Annotated in this window: 15 protein-coding genes; 2 read left to right on the plus strand and 13 right to left on the minus strand. The window is 63.6% G+C overall.

The window, feature by feature from the left end:
• Positions 1-3: 3 nt before the first annotated feature.
• Together IE071_RS10630 and IE071_RS10635 are read right to left on the minus strand one after the other, a co-directional pair.
• Positions 4-1,119, minus strand: coding sequence for an efflux RND transporter periplasmic adaptor subunit (locus IE071_RS10630; protein WP_189441180.1), 1,116 nt, complete (start codon positions 1,117-1,119; stop codon positions 4-6).
• Positions 1,120-1,343: 224 nt separating this feature from the next.
• Positions 1,344-1,802, minus strand: coding sequence for a MarR family winged helix-turn-helix transcriptional regulator (locus tag IE071_RS10635; RefSeq protein WP_189441181.1), 459 nt, complete (start codon positions 1,800-1,802; stop codon positions 1,344-1,346).
• Between the two features lie 67 nt (positions 1,803-1,869).
• Between IE071_RS10635 and IE071_RS10640 the strand changes: the two genes are divergently transcribed.
• Complete coding sequence (locus IE071_RS10640; protein ID WP_189441182.1) at positions 1,870-2,391, plus strand: O-acetyl-ADP-ribose deacetylase; 522 nt, start codon at positions 1,870-1,872, stop codon at positions 2,389-2,391.
• Here the strand turns inward: IE071_RS10640 and IE071_RS10645 are convergent.
• The 11 genes from IE071_RS10645 to IE071_RS10695 all read right to left on the minus strand — a co-directional run bounded on the left by IE071_RS10645 (position 2,378) and on the right by IE071_RS10695 (position 14,780).
• Positions 2,378-4,057, minus strand: coding sequence for a BatD family protein (locus IE071_RS10645; protein ID WP_189441183.1), 1,680 nt, complete (start codon positions 4,055-4,057; stop codon positions 2,378-2,380). The genes IE071_RS10640 and IE071_RS10645 overlap by 14 nt on opposite strands.
• Positions 4,057-5,949 (minus strand): VWA domain-containing protein, encoded by a 1,893-nt coding sequence (locus tag IE071_RS10650; RefSeq protein ID WP_189441184.1) that lies wholly within the window; start codon positions 5,947-5,949, stop codon positions 4,057-4,059. The genes IE071_RS10645 and IE071_RS10650 overlap by 1 nt, the downstream gene beginning before the upstream one ends.
• Positions 5,946-6,932 carry a VWA domain-containing protein gene (locus tag IE071_RS10655; protein WP_189441185.1) on the minus strand — a complete coding sequence of 329 codons (987 nt, stop codon included), beginning with the start codon at positions 6,930-6,932 and terminating at the stop codon, positions 5,946-5,948. Before IE071_RS10655 ends, IE071_RS10650 begins: the two co-directional genes overlap by 4 nt.
• Positions 6,925-7,407, minus strand: a complete 483-nt coding sequence (locus IE071_RS10660) for a DUF4381 domain-containing protein (protein WP_308427775.1) — start codon at positions 7,405-7,407, stop codon at positions 6,925-6,927. Before IE071_RS10660 ends, IE071_RS10655 begins: the two co-directional genes overlap by 8 nt.
• A 47-nt stretch (positions 7,408-7,454) precedes the next feature.
• On the minus strand, positions 7,455-8,390 hold the full coding sequence (locus tag IE071_RS10665) for a DUF58 domain-containing protein (RefSeq protein WP_189441187.1): 936 nt from the start codon (positions 8,388-8,390) through the stop codon (positions 7,455-7,457).
• Positions 8,387-9,382, minus strand: a complete 996-nt coding sequence (locus IE071_RS10670; RefSeq protein WP_189441188.1) for an AAA family ATPase — start codon at positions 9,380-9,382, stop codon at positions 8,387-8,389. Before IE071_RS10670 ends, IE071_RS10665 begins: the two co-directional genes overlap by 4 nt.
• Positions 9,383-9,562: 180 nt before the next feature.
• Positions 9,563-11,713, minus strand: a complete 2,151-nt coding sequence (locus tag IE071_RS10675) for a type IV pilus secretin PilQ (RefSeq protein ID WP_189441189.1) — start codon at positions 11,711-11,713, stop codon at positions 9,563-9,565.
• A 55-nt stretch (positions 11,714-11,768) separates the two neighbouring features.
• Positions 11,769-12,311, minus strand: coding sequence for a pilus assembly protein PilP (locus IE071_RS10680; RefSeq protein ID WP_189441190.1), 543 nt, complete (start codon positions 12,309-12,311; stop codon positions 11,769-11,771).
• Positions 12,311-12,970 carry a type IV pilus inner membrane component PilO gene (locus tag IE071_RS10685; protein ID WP_189441191.1) on the minus strand — a complete coding sequence of 220 codons (660 nt, stop codon included), beginning with the start codon at positions 12,968-12,970 and terminating at the stop codon, positions 12,311-12,313. The genes IE071_RS10680 and IE071_RS10685 overlap by 1 nt, the downstream gene beginning before the upstream one ends.
• Positions 12,967-13,722: a PilN domain-containing protein gene (locus tag IE071_RS10690; protein WP_189441192.1), complete on the minus strand. Its 756-nt coding sequence runs from the start codon at positions 13,720-13,722 to the stop codon at positions 12,967-12,969. The genes IE071_RS10685 and IE071_RS10690 overlap by 4 nt, the downstream gene beginning before the upstream one ends.
• Positions 13,722-14,780, minus strand: coding sequence for a pilus assembly protein PilM (locus IE071_RS10695; protein ID WP_189441193.1), 1,059 nt, complete (start codon positions 14,778-14,780; stop codon positions 13,722-13,724). Before IE071_RS10695 ends, IE071_RS10690 begins: the two co-directional genes overlap by 1 nt.
• A gap of 252 nt (positions 14,781-15,032) precedes the next feature.
• Between IE071_RS10695 and IE071_RS10700 the strand changes: the two genes are divergently transcribed.
• Positions 15,033-17,561: a penicillin-binding protein 1A gene (locus IE071_RS10700; protein WP_189441194.1), complete on the plus strand. Its 2,529-nt coding sequence runs from the start codon at positions 15,033-15,035 to the stop codon at positions 17,559-17,561.
• The last annotated feature ends 66 nt before the right edge of the window (positions 17,562-17,627 follow it).

The raw sequence follows: 17,627 nt of genomic DNA on the forward strand, positions 1-17,627 counted from the left end.
GCCTCAGTTGGCGCTGACGCGCGCGTGGCTGCCATCGACCAGCAACATCTGGCCGTCGACAACCACCTGCTCGCCGGCCGCCAGTCCCTTGTCGATCACCGTGCGATCGGCGGTACTGGTACCGGTGGTGATCGGGCGCTGCTCGATCGTGCCATCCGGCTTGAGTACGAACACGAAGCTGCCGGTACTCGAATTCTGTATGGCGACCACCGGCACCGATACCGCATTGGCGATACGCGTCGTCGGCAGTGTCACGTTGACGAACTGTCCGGGCGTCAGCCGATCGTCGGCGTTGTCGAAGCGCGCCTTGAGCGTGATCGTGCTGGTGGTGACGTCGACCGCGTTGTTGATGAATTCCAGCGTGCCGCTGATCGGCTTGCCACTGTCGCCATCCAGTTGCGCCTGCACGGTCACCGCACCACGTGCCTGCGCCTGTCGCACGGCCGGCAGGCTGTCCTGCGGCAGCGCGAACGTCACCCACACCGGCTCGATCTGGTTGAGCACCACGATACCGGTGGTGTTGGCCGTGATCGCCGCACCGGGATACACCAGCGGCGCACCGAGTACGCCGTCGGACGGCGCGGTGATCCGTGTGAAACCGAGCTGGGTCCGGGCGAATTCCTGGGCCGCGCGATCGGACTGCAACGCTGCCGCCGCCACGCCGAGATTGGCCTTGTAGGTATCGATGTCGGTCTGCGCGACATAGCCCTTGGCGAGCAGCGGGGTATAGCGCGCCAGATCGGCCCTGGCCTTGACCAGGTTGGCCTGATCGCGTGCGACAACGCCGATCGTCTGATCGAGTTGAGCCCGCAGCGGGCGCGGATCGATCTGCGCGATCAGATCACCCTTGTGCACGTGTGCGCCGGGCACGAACGCGAGCGACTGGATCTGGCCATCCACCAGCGAACTCACCGTCACCGTCGACCAGGCCTCGACGCTGCCCACCTGTTTGAGCGAGAGATCCACATCACCGCGCGTTGCCACGGCTATCTTCACCGGTACGACGGCAGGCGCCGCCGCAGGCTTGTTGCTGGCCGCGCGATGATGTCCGTACCAGAAAACCAGCAAGGCGACCAAACCCAGCACAGCAACGATCAGCAAGAATTTTTTCAGGGACATGCGTCTGGTACTCGCCGTTTCGCTGCGCAAATTTGCGGCAACATCACGCGCCTTGATGGATCGAAGTGACACGGCTGGCACAGCTGAAACGTGACAAGCCAGGAGATACCAAACGCAGCAGCCGCGTTCCGGTTTACCTGCCACGACATGAAATTTGCACGATGCCACTCGATGTCATCACTCGAACCGCGACCGATGGCACTTGCTGATCCTGATTCCCGTGCTTATGGCGCGTCATCCAGCGGCTGCTGCTCCAGCGCCACCAGGTTGTCCTTGATCCGGCTGATCACCGCCAGCGCCTGCTGCAGCTCGTCGTGGCCGATACCGCGGGTGGCGTCCTTGCGCAGATCGCGCGCGATGATCTCCATGTCACCCACGATCACCCTCGCCTGTTCGGTCGTATACAGCCGCCATGCACGACGATCCTTCGGGTCCGGGCGGCGCTCGACGAACCCCGCGGCCTGCAAGCGGTCGATCACCCGACCCACCGCGATCGGTTCCATTTCCAGAAACTCGGCCAGCTCGGTTTGCCGCAAACCTTCGCGGTGGTACAACACCTTGGTCGCGCGCCATTGCGCGCGGGTCAAGCCGAATTTCACCGCACGCCGATCGAAGTGCTTGCGGAACAGCAAGGTCACGTCGCTGAGCAGATAGCCGAAGGAAATGTCTTCCGTTTTCGCCATGACCCGTTGCCGCCTCATCGCACCTGAATGCCTGCCTGAAGCATAGGACGCCACCCGCGCCGATACCATGCCCTTAAAAGTATCCATCGCTGACATCACCACATTGCGCGTGGACGCGATCGTCAACGCCGCCAACCCCAGCTTGCTCGGCGGCGGTGGCGTGGATGGCGCGATCCACCGCGCCGCCGGACCAGCCCTGCTGGAAGCCTGTCGCGCGCTGCCCGAATCTGCACCCGGCGTGCGCTGCCCGACCGGCGAAGCGCGCATGACGCCCGGCTTTGCGCTCGCCGCGCGTTACGTGATCCACACGGTGGGGCCGATCTGGCACGGTGGCACTCGGGATGAAGCGCAGTTCCTGGCACTGTGCTATCGGCATACGTTGCGTCTGCTGCGCGAGCATCGACTCCGCACCATCGCGTACCCGGCGATCAGCTGCGGCGTCTACGGCTATCCCGCCGCCAATGCCGCCGAGGTGGCCGTGCGCACACTGCGTGACGAGCTGGCCGGGGATGACGCGATCGATGTCACCTTGTGCTGTTTCAGCGAGAGCATGCGCGCGATTTTCCAGCGCGCACTCAGTGCAGCTTGAACGGATACAACGGCGGCAGCCCCGTATCATCATCGCCCGCATCGGCGACACGCCAGACGAAGCCGCGTTTGAATGCCTCCGCCAGCTTCGCGCCGTCACCGGTCATCGGTGCACCGGCGTACTGGCGCTGCTGTAAGCCGGCGATCGCGGCACGTTGCGATGCATCGTCCAGCGCTGCCGCCAGCTCACCCAGGTGCTGGATCGCCGGCCGCTCCGCGCGCGCCCACGCCAACAGCGCGTGCGCCTGTGCTGCCGGGTCGTTGCCGCGCGCCGCGGCGAGGAAGACCAGTTGGCATTGGCGTGATGATGTTCGCGCTGCCGTTGGCGCCGTGGTAGTTGGTGCACGACGTCGGCGCCACAGCCACCAGGCCAGCACGCTGCACAACCACAGGCCGAAGCTGCCCAACGCGATCCAGCGCCATGGTGTTGTGGGTGCTGCCGCGGTCGCAACGACGCTGGCGCCGCTACTGGAGGCCTCTGCAGGTATGGACGGCTGGATGGCCGTAGTGCCGACCGCCGGCAACACCGTCACGCTGTGCGCGGGAATCTGCGCGACTTCCATCCGATCGGTCAGCACGTTCCACCACTGCAAGGTGGTTGCCGGGATGGTCAGCGTGCCGGCACGTTCGGGCACGATCGCAAACGACTGCTGGCGCCGGCCGACCAGCCACTGGCCGTCCTGCCGGGTACCGGTGACCGGTTTGTCCGGATACGCCTTGGCGCCATCCAGCGGCGGCAGGCTCAGCACCGGCAGCGTCTCGAACGGCAGGCCGGTCGCCTGCAGGTTCATGGTGAGATTCAGTGGCTGCCCTACCCGCACCGGCTCCTGTGCACCCGGCCAGCCATCCAGACTCAGACTGAGCTGACGCGCCGGCAACCACGCGCTCTTCCAGTCGGCAGGTGCTGCCTGCACATCGAGCGACACGGCCGGCGCGCTGGCCGAGATCGGCGTGCTGGAGCCAAAGAAGCTGTTCGGGTCGTTCGGATCGATCGCTTCGCCCTGGAAGCTCGCCGCGGGAATTTCGAGATGGCCGGCGTGTTGCGGAATCAACGCATAGCGCCGCTCCAGCACGTGATAGCTGCGGCCACCACGCTCGGCGTCGTAATTCAGATCGTCGCCGAGCTGGCTCACTTCCACACCGTCAAGCGACGGCGCATTCAATGCACCCCTGCTGATGCTGGTGGCGTAGAACAGGCGCACCACGTAACTCAGTTGCTGGCCGACGTAGCCATGCGCAGGTTCGACCTGCGCCTCCATGAAGACATTCTTGTTGGCTGCCGCGGCCGCATTCGGATCCGGCGCACTCACCTGCAGTTGCAGCGGCTGCGTCTGGCCGCCACCCACGTTCAACGCCGGGATCTGCAACGTACCGACATGCTTCGGGCGCAGCGCCACACCGATCGTCAGGGCCGAGCTGGCCGAGCCATTGACGACACTAAGGCTGTTGTTCTGCGAGGTGCCGAGGATGCTGAAGTCCTGGTTCAGCGCATCCAGGTCGGGCATGCCGATGCCGCCGCTCGCATTCTCCACGCGCAGGTTCAGGGTCACCGTCTCGCCCAGCTGCACATTGCTGCGATCCAGCGTCGCCTGCACCTCAGTCGCCCGCGCCAGCGCCGGAACCAGCAGCAGCGCCAGCAGCCATCCCACGATGAGTCGTCGAAACATCACGGCTGTTCATCCTCGCTCGGCGCGCCGCCGTGGCGCTGTTGATATTCCAGCTCGAACTTGCGTCGCAGCAGCGCACCGGGATCATCCGGCACGCGTTGCAGCGCGTGCTGCAGATCAGCCGGCAATTTCGACTGCGGGTCGTCCTTCGCCAGCGTGCCGAGCTGATGCGTCTGCGGCTTGTCCGTCGGGTTGGCCAGCGCCTGGTCCATCTGCTGCTTGAGCGCTTGCTGCGCCTGTTCCGCTTTCGCCTTTTGTTCGGCCTGCTGCTGCTCGGTCTGCGGTTTCGGCTGACCATCGCCTTGATCCTTGCTGGAAGGATCCTGCTTTGATGAATTCTGCCCGGACTGATCCTGCGCCTGCGACTTGCCATCCTGAGCCGGCTGCTCGGACGGCTTGGCACCATCCTGCGCGGATTTCTGATCCTGCGAATCCGACTTGCCGCCCTTGCCCTTCTCGCCAGCCGACGACTGTTCCTTGCTGCCGTTATGGCCCTCGTGCTGCTTCTGGTCGGACGGCTGCTGCTGTTGCTGCTTGCGCAGCCAGTCCTCGACCGCCTTGCGATTGGCCTTGGCATCGGCGTTGCCCGGATCGAGTTTCAACGCGTGATCGTAGGCCTCGATGGCCTGCTGATACTGAGCCTGCCGTGCCAGCGTGTTGCCGAGGTTGTACGCCGCATCGCCACCGGGTGCCCGCTGCAACGCCTGTGCCGCAGCGGCATAATCGCCCGCGCGATACGCCGCTGCACCGCGCCAGGCCGGATCCTGTGCGAGCTGCTCGGCCTGCTTCGCCTGACCCTGCCGCAACGCCTGCGCTGCCTGTTGATCGGGACGCTGCCACAGGTCGTGCCACGTCGTCGCGTCGGCCGTGGCCGGCAGCAGCGGCAGCACGACCAGTGGCAATAACAGCAGCCAGCCACGACGGAACGCCAGCGCCACGATCAGCAACAGCGGCAGCAACAGCCACGGGCCGCGATCCTGCCATTCATCGCCCATCTGCCCACTCGCCGTCGTCGCGGGTGCATCGCGCAGCTGTGCATGCAGCGTGTCGATATCGCGATGGTCCGCCGTCATCGCCACATAGCTGCCACCGCCAGCCGCCGCCAGCGCACTGAGTGCGGCATCGTCACGACGAGCCAGGGTCATGCCACCTTGCGCGTCGTGCAGGAAACCACCATCTGACAGCGGCACCGGCCCGCCCTGCGACGTGCCCACGCCGAGCACCGAGATCTGTACGCCAGCAGCCTTTGCCTTGCGCGCAGCCGCAACGGCGGCGGCATCGGCCTGATCGGTGATCAATACCAGCGAACCGCCGCTGGCCTTGGCATCGTGGATCAACGCCACGCCACGTTCGATCGCCAGTGCGGCGTTGTCGCCATCCATCGGCATCGTGTCCGGTGCCAGCGCATCGAGCAGATCATTGAGGCTGCCCGCATCGGACGTCAGCGGTGCCACCACGAACGCTTCGCCGGCATAGCCGATCAGCGCATTCAATCCGTCGTGGTTGCTAGCCAGCAGATCGCGCGCCTTGTAACGTGCGTGGTCGAGCCGGCTCGGCGCCACGTCACGCGCCAACATGTGTTGCGACAGCGAGATCGCCACCACCTGTGCCGGGCGGCTTGCATACAGCGGTTGGTTGATGCGGTTCCAGCTCGGTCCGGCCAACGCCAAGGCGCACAATGCCCAGCCCGATGCAAACAGCCATAGCGGCAGCTGACGGCTGCTGGCGCGGCCACGCAGCAGATGCGGCAACAGCTCGACATCGACCAGGTGCGACAATTCCAGTTGCGCCGTATTGCGTCGCGCGCCCAGCCAGACCAGCAGCGGCAACATGCCCAGTGTGATCAACCACCACGGCCGCAGGAAATGAAACTGCTGCAGCATTGCGCTCATGCTAGTCGCTCCGGCGCACGGCCAAACCGGCGCGGCACGATCACCAGCAGCAGCAAGGCGATCGCCGCCAGCAACGGCCAGCGGAACAGCTCATGCCGCGGGCGCAAGGTCGGACCCTGTTGCGGCATCGGCTCCAGCGCATCGATCGCACGATAGGCATCGGTCAGTTGGCCACTATCGGTGGCGCGGAAGAATAGCCCACCGGTCTGCGTGGCGATGCTGGTCAGCATGTCCGCATCCAGATCAGCCGAGGGATTGACCAGCTGGCTGCCGAAGAATCCCGGTATGCGCATCTGCGTGGCGCCGATGCCGATGGTGTAGATCCGCACGCCGGCCGCCTTCGCTGCGCGCGCCGCCTCGCGTGGCGTGATGTTACCGGCGTTGTTGACACCGTCGGTGAGCAGTACCAGCACCCGCGCCTGTTCGGGCAGCGCCGACAGCCGTTTCACCGCCACTGCGATCGCGTCGCCGATCGCCGTCTCGGTGCCGGCCAGTCCCACCGCCGCGCCCTGCAATTGCGCGCGCACGGCCGTCAGATCGTAGGTCAGCGGCGTCACCAGGAATGCCTGGCTGCCGAACAGGATCAAACCCATTTCGTCGCCACTGCGACGATCGATGAAGTCGCCGGCAATCGCCTCGACCGCGCCAAAACGACTGACCGACTGCCCGGCCAGTTGCATGTCGCCGGTGCGCATGCTGCCAGACAGATCCACCGCCAGCATCAGTGCACGACCGCTGCGCTGCTGCGCCTGCGGCGGCCCGACCCATTGCGGTCGCGCCGCTGCCGCCAGCAGGCAAAGCCACGCGAGCATCAGCAACCACAGCGCGGCACCCCGCGCACGGACACCTGCCACCGCAGCCAATTGCACGCCCGGCTGCGGCAGATGCAAAGCCTGTCCCGGTGCGGCCGGACGCCACCAGCGACGCAGCAGCCACGGCAACGGCAACAGCACGACAACCCATGGCCATGCGAACTCAGGCATGCACATGCTCCGACGCGGTCCGCTTCCATGCTTCTGGCTTCAAGGCCAGTCGCAACCATTGCCGCACAGCGATGACGGCGGCGGCATGATCGAATGAGGAAGGTGGCCGATAGATCTGCAGATCCAGCGCCAGCAATCGATCCAGCGTGGCCGCATCGACCGGCATCCGTGCCAGCGTTTGTCGCCAGGCATCGCCGCGCTGCTGCGCAGCCAACGCATCGTGCCGTCGCGCCACCCGGCGTAGCAGTTGATGCAGCCCACTCGCCAACGCAGCCTGGTCGCCATCGCGTCGATGCCGCAATACGAGTCGATCGACTTCGAGCAAAACCTGCTGGCGCTGATGCAGCGCACGTCGATGCCGTCGCCACAGCCATATGGCCGCCAGCACTGCCAGCAGCAGCAACGTCGCTAACCCCCACCAGCCCGGCGCGGGTGGCCACCACGATGGTTCGGGCGGCAGATGGATATCGCGCAAGCTTGGGCCCGGCGGTGACGAGGCCGCGGGCGAGACAGGCGGCGCCATCATCGCGCCGACCTCGCGTTGCCAAACAGGCCGGTGATGGCATCAAACGGATCGGCCGTGGTGTCGATGCTGCTGCAACGCAGACCCAACGATTTGGCCAGTTCACCGAGCCGCGTCGGGCCTGCGCCCAGCGCGCGCTGGAACTCGCGGCGCTGGCGTTCGGACTGCAGCAACACTTCGCTGCGCTCGCCGGCATGCTCCAGCGGGTAACGCCCCGCTGGCGCCAAGGCCAGTTCCAGTGCATCGGCCACCACCAGCACGCTGACGCCCGCATACCGGGTCAAATCCAGCAGGCGCTGCCGGGCGGATGTGTCACAGCTGAAGCCATCGCTGATCAGCAAGACGCGGCTGGCGCCATGCAATACGCGCGATGCGCGGGTCAATGCCTCGGACAGCGGCTCGACCTTGTCCGATGACGGCAACGCATCCCACTCAGCCAGTGCGCCGCATAACGCCAATGCACCGCGTGGCCCCGCCTGCGGGCGCAGCAGTTGCTCGGCATGGCCGAACGCCATCACCCCGACCCGCTCGCCGGCACGCACCGCGTACCATGCGGCGGCAGCCGCCGCACGTGCCGCCTGCACCGACTTGAAGCGCACCCGTGTACCGAAGCGCATGCTGGCATGGGTATCCAGCAGAATCAGCAGGCAGCCTTCGCGATCCTCCTGGAACAGCTTGGTGTGCAGCTTGCCGCTGCGCGCGGTGAGTCGCCAATCCAGTCGGCGCACGTCATCGCCGGCCTGGTAGACGCGCGATTCGGCGTAGTCCATGCCACGGCCGTATAGGCGGCTGGATTGTTGACCGCTGCGCGCTGCGCGACTAAGCAGCGGCGCCATGCGCACGCGGCCGACCCGCGCACGCAATGCGATCAGTTCGGCCAGCGAGACCTGACTGCGGCCGTCGCCATCCACGCGATGTGATGCGACGACGTTCACGGCAGCGGCACGAGATCCAGCAGGCGATCGATCACCTGATCCGGCCGCACGCCCTCGGCTTCCGCTTCGTAACTGAGCAGAACCCTATGCCGCAGCACTTCATGGGCAATGCCGTGCACGTCCTCGGGCAACACGTAGTCGCGCCCGGCCAGCCATGCCTGCGCCCGCGAGCAGCGATCCAGCGCAATGGTGGCGCGCGGGCTGCCGCCCCAGGCGATCCAGCGTTTCAGCTCCGCACCGTAGCGGCCGGCATCGCGCGTGGCCAGCACCAGCTGGGTCAGATACTCCTCCAACGCCGGCGCCATGTGCACCGCCATCGCCGCATCGCGTGCGGCGAATACATCGGCCTGACTGAGCAAGGCTGGCGGCGTGGCCACAGGATGTGCGCGACGACTGGCCTGCTCGCGCGCCAGCTTGAGGATGGCCAGTTCGGCCACCGCATCTGGATAACCGATCGTCACGTGCATCAGGAAGCGGTCGAGTTGGGCTTCTGGCAGCGTGAACGTGCCCTCCTGCTCGATCGGATTCTGCGTCGCCATCACCATGAACAACTCGGGCAGTTGCCAGGTGCTGCGACCCACCGTGATCTGCTGCTCGGCCATCGCCTCCAGCAACGCCGATTGCACCTTGGCCGGCGCACGGTTGATCTCGTCGGCCAGCACGATGTTGTGAAACAGCGGGCCGCGCTCGAACTCGAAGCTGCCCGACTGCGGACGAAACACGTCGGTACCGGTGAGGTCGGCCGGCAGCAGATCAGGGGTGAACTGCACCCGATGGAAATCCGCCTCGATCCGCGCTGCCAACGCCTTCACCGCGGTGGTTTTCGCCAGTCCTGGCGCACCCTCGACCAGCAGGTGGCCGTCAGCCAGCAACGCCACCAGCAGGCAGTCGATCAGGTGCGGCTGACCGATGATGCAGCGTTGCAGATCCTCGCGCAGTTGCGCGAAGGAGTGCTGAAGTTTGCTCAGCGGTGGCGTTTCATGCATATCCATCATCGGTTTCCGTTCTCGGCATGACACAGGCTTGATTCGCCGCCCTGTGATGCGCTGGTGGATCAGGCGGCGTGCTACAGACCATAACCCGCGCCGGAAGTTTAATCGGCTGTGTGTGGATGAAAACGACAAAAAAAGAGGCGGCCGAAGCCGCCTCTTTCCATGGGTGTATACCGGAATTTATTGCAACGTATCGCTCAAAATACGCGGCGTCACGAAGATCAGCAGTTCAGCCTTGGTGTTTGTACGCACGGTATCGCGGAACAGTGCACCGATGCCGGGGATATCGCCCAGTCCGGGCACCTTGGTCACCGTATTGGCCTTGTTGATTTCGTAGATGCCGCCGAGCACCACGGTCTGCCCATTGTCCACCAGCACCGACGTGTTGATCTCACGGGTGTCGATGGTCGGGATCTTGCCACTGCCGGGGGCGTCCACGTAACCGGCGAGCGCATCCTTCTTGACGTTGATCGCCAAATAGACCCGGTTATCCGCAGTGATCGTCGGGGTCACCTTCAGCTCCAGCACCGCATCCTTAAACTGCACCGTGGCGGTGCCACTGCCCGCACCACCACCAGCACTGTTCTGGAACGTGACATAGCCGATCTCCTGACCCTGGCGGATCACCGCTTCCTGTTGATTGGCAGTGATCACCCGAGGACTGGAGATCACTTCGCCGCGACCTTCGGTCTGCGCAGCCGAAAGTTCCAGATCCAGCGCGTAATTGGCACCAAGGATAGCCAAGCCGAAGCTGCCTCCCTGAAGAGAAGATGGCAGGTTCACATTGAGGCCGCCCGAACCGACAGTACTTGGCGTACCGTTGCTGCCAATCGTGCCGCCCACTGTATTGCCAAGCTGTAGCACCTGACCGCTGGGATTGACGTGTTTGCCGCTGACTCCGAACTTCGCACCCAATTCACGAGTGAAGTTGTCGGTGGCGACCACGATGCGCGACTCGATCAATACCTGTTGAACTGGCTTGTCCAGCACGGCGATCACGTCACGTACTTGTTTGATTTTTTCCGGTGTGTCGTTGAGCAACAGCGTATTGGTGCGCACGTCGAAGGATACGCTGCCACGTGGCGACAGAAAGCCGTGCTGGGTGTTGGCACCGCCACTACCGCCACCGCCCTGCATGCTGCCGGTGGTCAGCAGCTTGGCGATATCCGCCGCCTTGCCGTAGCTGATCGGCACGTAGTCGGTGACCAGCTCGGCGGTGTCCTGCGCCTTCAGCTTGGCGTCGGCCAGATCCTGCTCGTACTTGGCCAGCTCGGCTTGCGGTGCGACCCACACCACGTTGCCGTTACGGCGCTTGTCCAGGCTCTTGGCGCGCAGAATCACATCCAGCGCCTGATCCCACGGAACATTGACCAACCGCAGCGTGACGCTGCCGCCCACGCTATCCGACGCGACCAAGTTCAGCCCGGAAATATCGGCGATCAACTGCAACGCAGAGCGAACCGGAATATCCTGGAAATTGAAAGTGACGCGCTTGCCGTTGTAGCTCGGCTCCTGACCGAATTTGGCCAACTTGTCCTGCTTGGCATCAGCTTTCTTTGGCGCCACTTCAACCACGTACTGATCGGCAGTCTGGTAGGCCGAAGTATCGACGTCACCCTTGACTGCGATTTCCAAACGCGCCCCACCACCCATGCCGGCACGGGTGACGATCGACTGCACCGGTGTCGCGAAATCCAGCGTATCCAGGCGCTGTGCGAGATTGGCCGGCAGATTCGCGTGATCGACGCTGACCAGCACCTTGTCGCCCTTGCGGCTCATCTCGGCATTCGCACCACTGCCGTTGAAACTGATCAGCACGCGCCCCTCGCCATTCGGGCCGCGGCGGAAATCGATATTCGAAATCGTCGGGCCAACCGACGAAGACGGCAACGTCTTGCTCGGGTCGATGGTGGATGCCGTGGTCACGGACTGATCCGTACTGCCGTTGTTGACTGTCAGGATCAGGCTGTTGCCCTCGACCCGCGAGCGGTAGCTCGACTCACGCATCAACTCGATCACCACCCGTGTGCGGCCGCCAGCAGCCACCGCGGACACGCCGGAGGTCGAGCCCTTGCCAATATCGAGATGCCGCGCCGCTGCGTTGTCGGTGTCGGCAAAATCGACCGCGATGCGCGGCGGATTGCCGGTGGTGAATATCTTCGGTTGCGGCACCGGTCCATCACCGAAGTCCATGTGCAGTTCGACGCTGCCGCCTGGCAGTGCGTCATAGCTGATGTTCTTCAGCGTCGTGGTGGCTGCCATCGCGGCACTGGCCCAAGTGGCACCGGCGATCAGCAGGCCCATCAACATGAAACGGCTCGCATGGCGCATGACACGGCCCCGGACGGATTGGATTTGGTTGGTCATTGCATCAGCCCCTGTCTACCTATTTCGCGTCAAGCGCGATGCTGGCCGGACGTTCCATCCAGCCACCATTACCGTTGGATACCAGCTCGACCAGATCGATATGGTCCTCACTGATCGCAGTGATATGTCCGTAGTTCTGACCCATGTACTCATTGGCATGGACGCGATGGATCACACCACCCGGATCCTTGACCAACACTTCCATGCTCGCGCCAACGCCGACCGTGCCAACCATCTTGAGGCTGTCCAGTGCGAACATCTCCAGTGGTTGCTTGGCACGATTGGCGTCCGGTCGCGGACCGCCGGTCGCGGCATTGGTCTGCAACTCGGCCGTACTCGGACTGAATGGATCGCGCCGATCCTGATCGTCGTACTTGAACGTCTCGAATGTCTTGATCACCGGCAGCGGCTGGATCGGTGCGCCCTTCTTGGCCTTTTCCTGCGCAACCCAGTCACGCAGATCCGACATGCCGCGGGTGCAACCACCAAGCACCAGTGCGATACCCAGCATCAACAGGAGTCTTGCCGCATGCGTCGGTTTGTTGGGAGCAAGCTTGTTCATCATTTCGCTCCTCCCGCGTTGCCTTTGCTGCCTGCAACTGCCGTTGCACTCTCTTCATCGTCCAGATAACGGTAAGTCTTCACTGTGCCCTGCAGTATGAGTTGACCGCTGGCACTGCCATCCTTGCTTGGCGTTTTCGGGGTCAACGAGACATCGTGCAAGGTCAGGATCACGACCCGCGGCAACGAAGCCACGCCACTGATGAAGGTGCCGAACTGGTGATAAGTTCCTGTCATGCGCAGCGTAATCGGCCTTTCCGCGTAGAAATCCTTTGGGGTTTCCGGACCCGGTTGGAACAGGTCACTCTCCAGCCCCGCCGACTGCGCGGTCTGCGAAATGTCGACCAGCAGTTCGGGCATCTCGGTCTTGCTGGGCAACTGGCGCAGCAACTGGCGCAACATGTCCTGCATCTCGTCGAGCTGTTGTTGCAGCGCTTCCAGATTGACCGATTTGGCCTGCTTGGTCGAGAACTCCTGTTTGAGCTGATCTTCCTTGCCAGCGAGCGTCTTCAGGCTGTCCTGCTGGTCGCTGACGAAGAAATACCAGCCGAACAGTAGGACCACGGCGCACAACAACACCGTGAAGAACACCTTGACTGACTGCGGCCAGCCACCAACGTTGTTGCGATCAAGGTTACGGATATCGTCGAGGAACTTCATGGCTTGGCCCCTCCCGTGGCAGCTGACGCACGCACTGGCTTGGCTGCTTCAGGTGTGGCAGGTGCCATCGCGTCGACAGGCTTCGCCAGTGCGGTGGTCATCGCCTTGGCGGCGGTACCGGAGATTGCCGGAGTCGTCGCGGCCGGGGTCGCGCTGGAACTGGCCTCGGCTGGCTGCACCGAGGCCTTGCCGGCGTCGGCCTCATCCGTCTTGGGCCGGCTCAATGTCACATCCAAGCCGAAGGTATACGGCATGCGAGTGGCGTCATGGGTATTTTCGGTCTTGCGCAGATCGGTATGCCCCATCCACGGCGAGCTTTCGACATTGCGCATGTATTCCGCGACGCTGGCATTGGACTGCGCCACGCCATCGAGCGACATCGACTGGCCATTCTGTTTCAGTCCGGTCAGGCGCGCACTGGAAGGAATCGTCTTCACCAATTCGTCGAACAAGTGCACCATCTGCGAGCGGTCTGCCTGCAGTTGCTCGATGATCTGCTTGCGGGCCAGCAGATGTGCACGAACTGCCTCCAGATCCTTGATCTTGGCGATGCGCACGTCGAGTTGCTTGATCTCTGTCTGCAAGTACGTGTTGCGCTCGTTCTGGTTGTCGATGCGCTGATCCATCCAGAACACCCACAGCAACAGCACGCCCAGCGCCACCACGAAGGCGGCGGCCAGTTGCATGTAGAACTCGCGTTCACGCTGCTTGCGCCGCGCGGCGCGCCACGGAAGTAGGTTGACGTGTGCCATCAGTCGAAGCTCCTCAAGGCGAGGCCGACCGCGATCATCAGCGCGGGAGCGTCCTGCGCCAGCGACTGCGCTTGCACCCGTGGCGACAGCGACATGCGAGCCAGCGGATTGGCGACGACACAAGGCACCCCGAGCTGCTCTTCCAGCATCGGGCCCAGTCCTTCGATCGAGGCACAACCACCGGCCAGCACGACCTGGTCGACCTTGCTGTATTCGCTACCGGCAAAGAAGAACTGCAACAACCGACTGATCTGCTGGATCAACGATTCCTTGAACGGCTCCAGTGCCTCGGTCTCGTAGGACTCGGGCAAACCACCCTTGCGCTTGGCACGACCGGCTTCCTCATAGGAAAGACCGAAGCGGCGCATGATCTCATCGGTCAATTGCTTGCCGCCGAAGACCTGTTCGCGCGAATAGATGGTGCGCTGATTGCGCAGCACCGACAGCGTGGTCATCGTGGCGCCGATGTCGACCACCGCGACGAGCGCATCACGACCGACGTTGAGCTGGTCGGCCACCATCGCGAACGCGTTCTCCATCGCGAACGCCTCGACGTCGATCACACCGGCGGTAAGTCCGCCCAGATCCAGTGCCGCCACGCGCATATCGACGTTCTCGGTACGCGAGGCCGCCAGCAGCACGTTATTCATGTCGGGGTTGTCACGTACCGGCCCGATCACCTCGTAGTCGAGACTGACTTCGTCGATCGGATACGGGATGTACTGGTTCGCCTCGACCTGGATCTGGCCTTCCAGATCGTCGTCGGAAAGCTCGCCGGTCATCGGAATGATGCGGGTGATCACGGCTGACCCGGCCACCGCTGCCGACGCGTGCTTGAGCTTGGAGCCTGAGCGCGCCAGCGCGCGACGAATCGCATCGCCCACCGCCTCGACCTCGACGATGTTCTTTTCGACCACGGCATTGGGTGGCAATGGCTCGACCGCGTAATGCTCCACGCGATAGCGGCCGCCCGCTTGACTTAGCTGCAGCAACTTGACGGCAGTCGAACTGATGTCGACACCAATCAGCGCCGGCTTCTTGGGTGTAAAGAGCCCCACGGTGTTTCCCCCTTGCCGCTGACGCCCGTAGCCAGAATCCTGGCGGGGTGCGCAGTGGCATTAAATCGAAAAATTAACGCAATGGCAACGGTCTACAGAAACTTTCTCAAGTAATTGACGTGATGTCCACCACATTTGCGGAATCACCTCAAGTGGCGCAACCCTTGCTTTAGCCAACCCCGCCGCATGTGCCGAATACTGCTACATCTATACTCTGCCATGTTTTGACTCAGGTCTCGCTATCCCCACACCATGCGAATAATCAAGCGTCTGTTGCGCTGGGCATTGATCCTGGCCTTTTCCGGTTTGCTCCTGGCAGTTATCGCGGTTGGCGTGGCGTATTGGCTGATAGCCCCCAGACTCCCCTCGGTGGCGGACCTCAAGGACTACCACATGCAGGTGCCACTGCGCGTACTGAGCGCCGATGGCAAGCTGATTGCCAGCTTCGGCGAGACGCGGCGCATCCCGATAGCCATCGAAAATGTGCCGGATCGGCTCAAGCATGCGGTGCTGTCGGCCGAAGATGCGGATTTCTATCACCATCCCGGGGTGGACTGGCACGGTATTGCGCGCGCCGGCTGGCACGTCGTCGTAACCGGCGGCGACAAGGGGCCCGGCGGCTCGACGATCACCCAGCAAGTGGCGCGCAACATCTTCCTGAGCCCCGAGAAGCTGTATTCGCGCAAGCTAACCGAGATCTTCATCGCGCTACGCATCGAGCATGAGCTCAGCAAGGACCAGATCCTCGAGCTCTATCTCAACAAGATGTTCCTCGGTCACCGCTCGTATGGTGTAGGAGCCGCGGCGGAGTACTACTACGGCAAGACTCTGGATCAGCTGACCGTGGCCGAATGCGCCTTGATTGCCTCGACCTTCCAGCTGCCGTCGGTGGTCAACCCGATCAACAACCCCAAGCGCGGGATCGCCCGGCGCAACTGGGTGCTGGGCGAGATGCTGCGGCACAACTACATCACCAAGCCGGTGTACGAGCAGGCGATTGCCGAGCCGAACCATGCCTATCCACACGAACAGTCGATCGAGGTAGACGCACCCTATCTGGCGGAGATGGTGCGCCGGCAGGTGCTTGATCGATTCGGCAACGACGCCCTCACCGAAGGCTACGTGGTCAGGACCACGGTACAGAGCAAGAACCAGCAGACGGCGGTGGAGGCCGTGCGCGACGGGCTGATCATCTACGACCAGCGGCATGGCTGGCGTGGACCGGAAGCCCATCAGGATCTGCCTGCGGATGCCAGCGAGGCGGATTACGACAACCTGCTCTCCAGCTACACCAATGTTTCCGGCATGCAGCCGGGTCTGGTTACGGCCAGCGACGCGAAGCAGGCAACGATTTACCTGTCCAGTCACGAAAACGTGGTCATCGATCTGGCCGCGATGAGTTGGGCGCGTCCGCATGTCGACGACGACCGCGTCGGCGCCGCACCCACCAGCGTCAGCAGTGTGCTCAAGCGCGGTGACATCATCCGGCTTGCGCGCGACGACAAGGGCGAGTGGCAGCTTGCGCAGATTCCAGCCGCGCAGGCAGCACTGACCTCGATCAATCCGGAAGACGGCTCGATCCAGGCACTGGTCGGCGGCTTCAACTTCGTACGCAGCAAGTTCAACCGCGCGGTGATGGCAGCGCGCCAGCCCGGCTCGAGTTTCAAGCCGTATCTGTATTCGGGCGCGTTCGAGCGCGGCTTCACGCCGTCCTCGATCATCAACGACGCACCCCTGGCACTGCCCGATCCATCGAAGCCGAACGGCTTGTGGACCCCATCCAACGACGATGACAAATTTGCCGGACCGATGCGCCTGCGCGAAGCACTGGTGCAATCGAAAAACCTGGTATCGGTGCGCCTGCTTGATGCGGTCGGTGTGCGCTACATGCGTGAGTACGCCACCCGCTTCGGCTTCTCGCTCGACGCGATCCCGGCCAACCTGTCGATGGCGCTGGGTACCGCGTCGGTGTCGCCGATGAGCATGGCCCGCGGCTATGCGGTGTTCGCCAATGGTGGTTACCTGGTCACGCCGTATTTCATCCACGAAATCGACGATCGCAGCGGCAAACCGGTCTACGTGGCCAATCCCGCGCGTGCCTGCCGCAGCTGCCAGGAGCGCCTGCTCGATACGCGTCCACCCGGCCCGCCACCGGCTGACATGCTGTCGACGCCCGCCAACAATCTGGCCAGCGCCGCCGCGCCCGCGGAATCGAGCAGCGTCGACGGCGTCGGCGAAGCCGTATTGCCGGCCGACGTGCATGGCGACAATACGCACCCGCCGGTACTCGCCCCCTTGGTGATCGAGGCACGCAACGACTATCTGGTCACCTCGCTGATGAAGGACGTGATCGCCAGTCCCCGCGGTACCGGCTACGCCGCCAAGGCACTGGGCCGCGACGACCTTGCCGGCAAGACCGGTTCCACCAACGATCATCGCGACGCCTGGTTCGTCGGCTTCAACGGCGAGCTATCGACCGCGGTCTGGGTCGGCTTCGACGACTACACCTCGCTAGGCCACGGCGAGTTCGGCGCCAAGGCGGCACTGCCGATCTGGATGGATTTCATGGCCGCAGCCCTGAAGGACCAACCGTCGAGCACATTGCCGATGCCACCGGGAATCAGTACGGTACTGATCAACCGCCAGAATGGCCTGCCGACCGCGTCGGGCGACCCGGACGGCATGAACGAGATGTTCAAGGTGGAGGACATCGACCGGCTGCGCAATCAGGCAGCCCAGCAGAAGGAACAAGACCAGCAGCACGCCTACGACATCTTCTGAACCGGCGGGGCAGCCCGGGCACTGCGGGCTTCGCCCTTGCTGCCATCCATTGATCGATGAGGAGCG

It is taken from the genome of Rhodanobacter panaciterrae, from assembly GCF_014651895.1.
Classification (GTDB): Bacteria; Pseudomonadota; Gammaproteobacteria; order Xanthomonadales; family Rhodanobacteraceae; genus Rhodanobacter; species Rhodanobacter panaciterrae.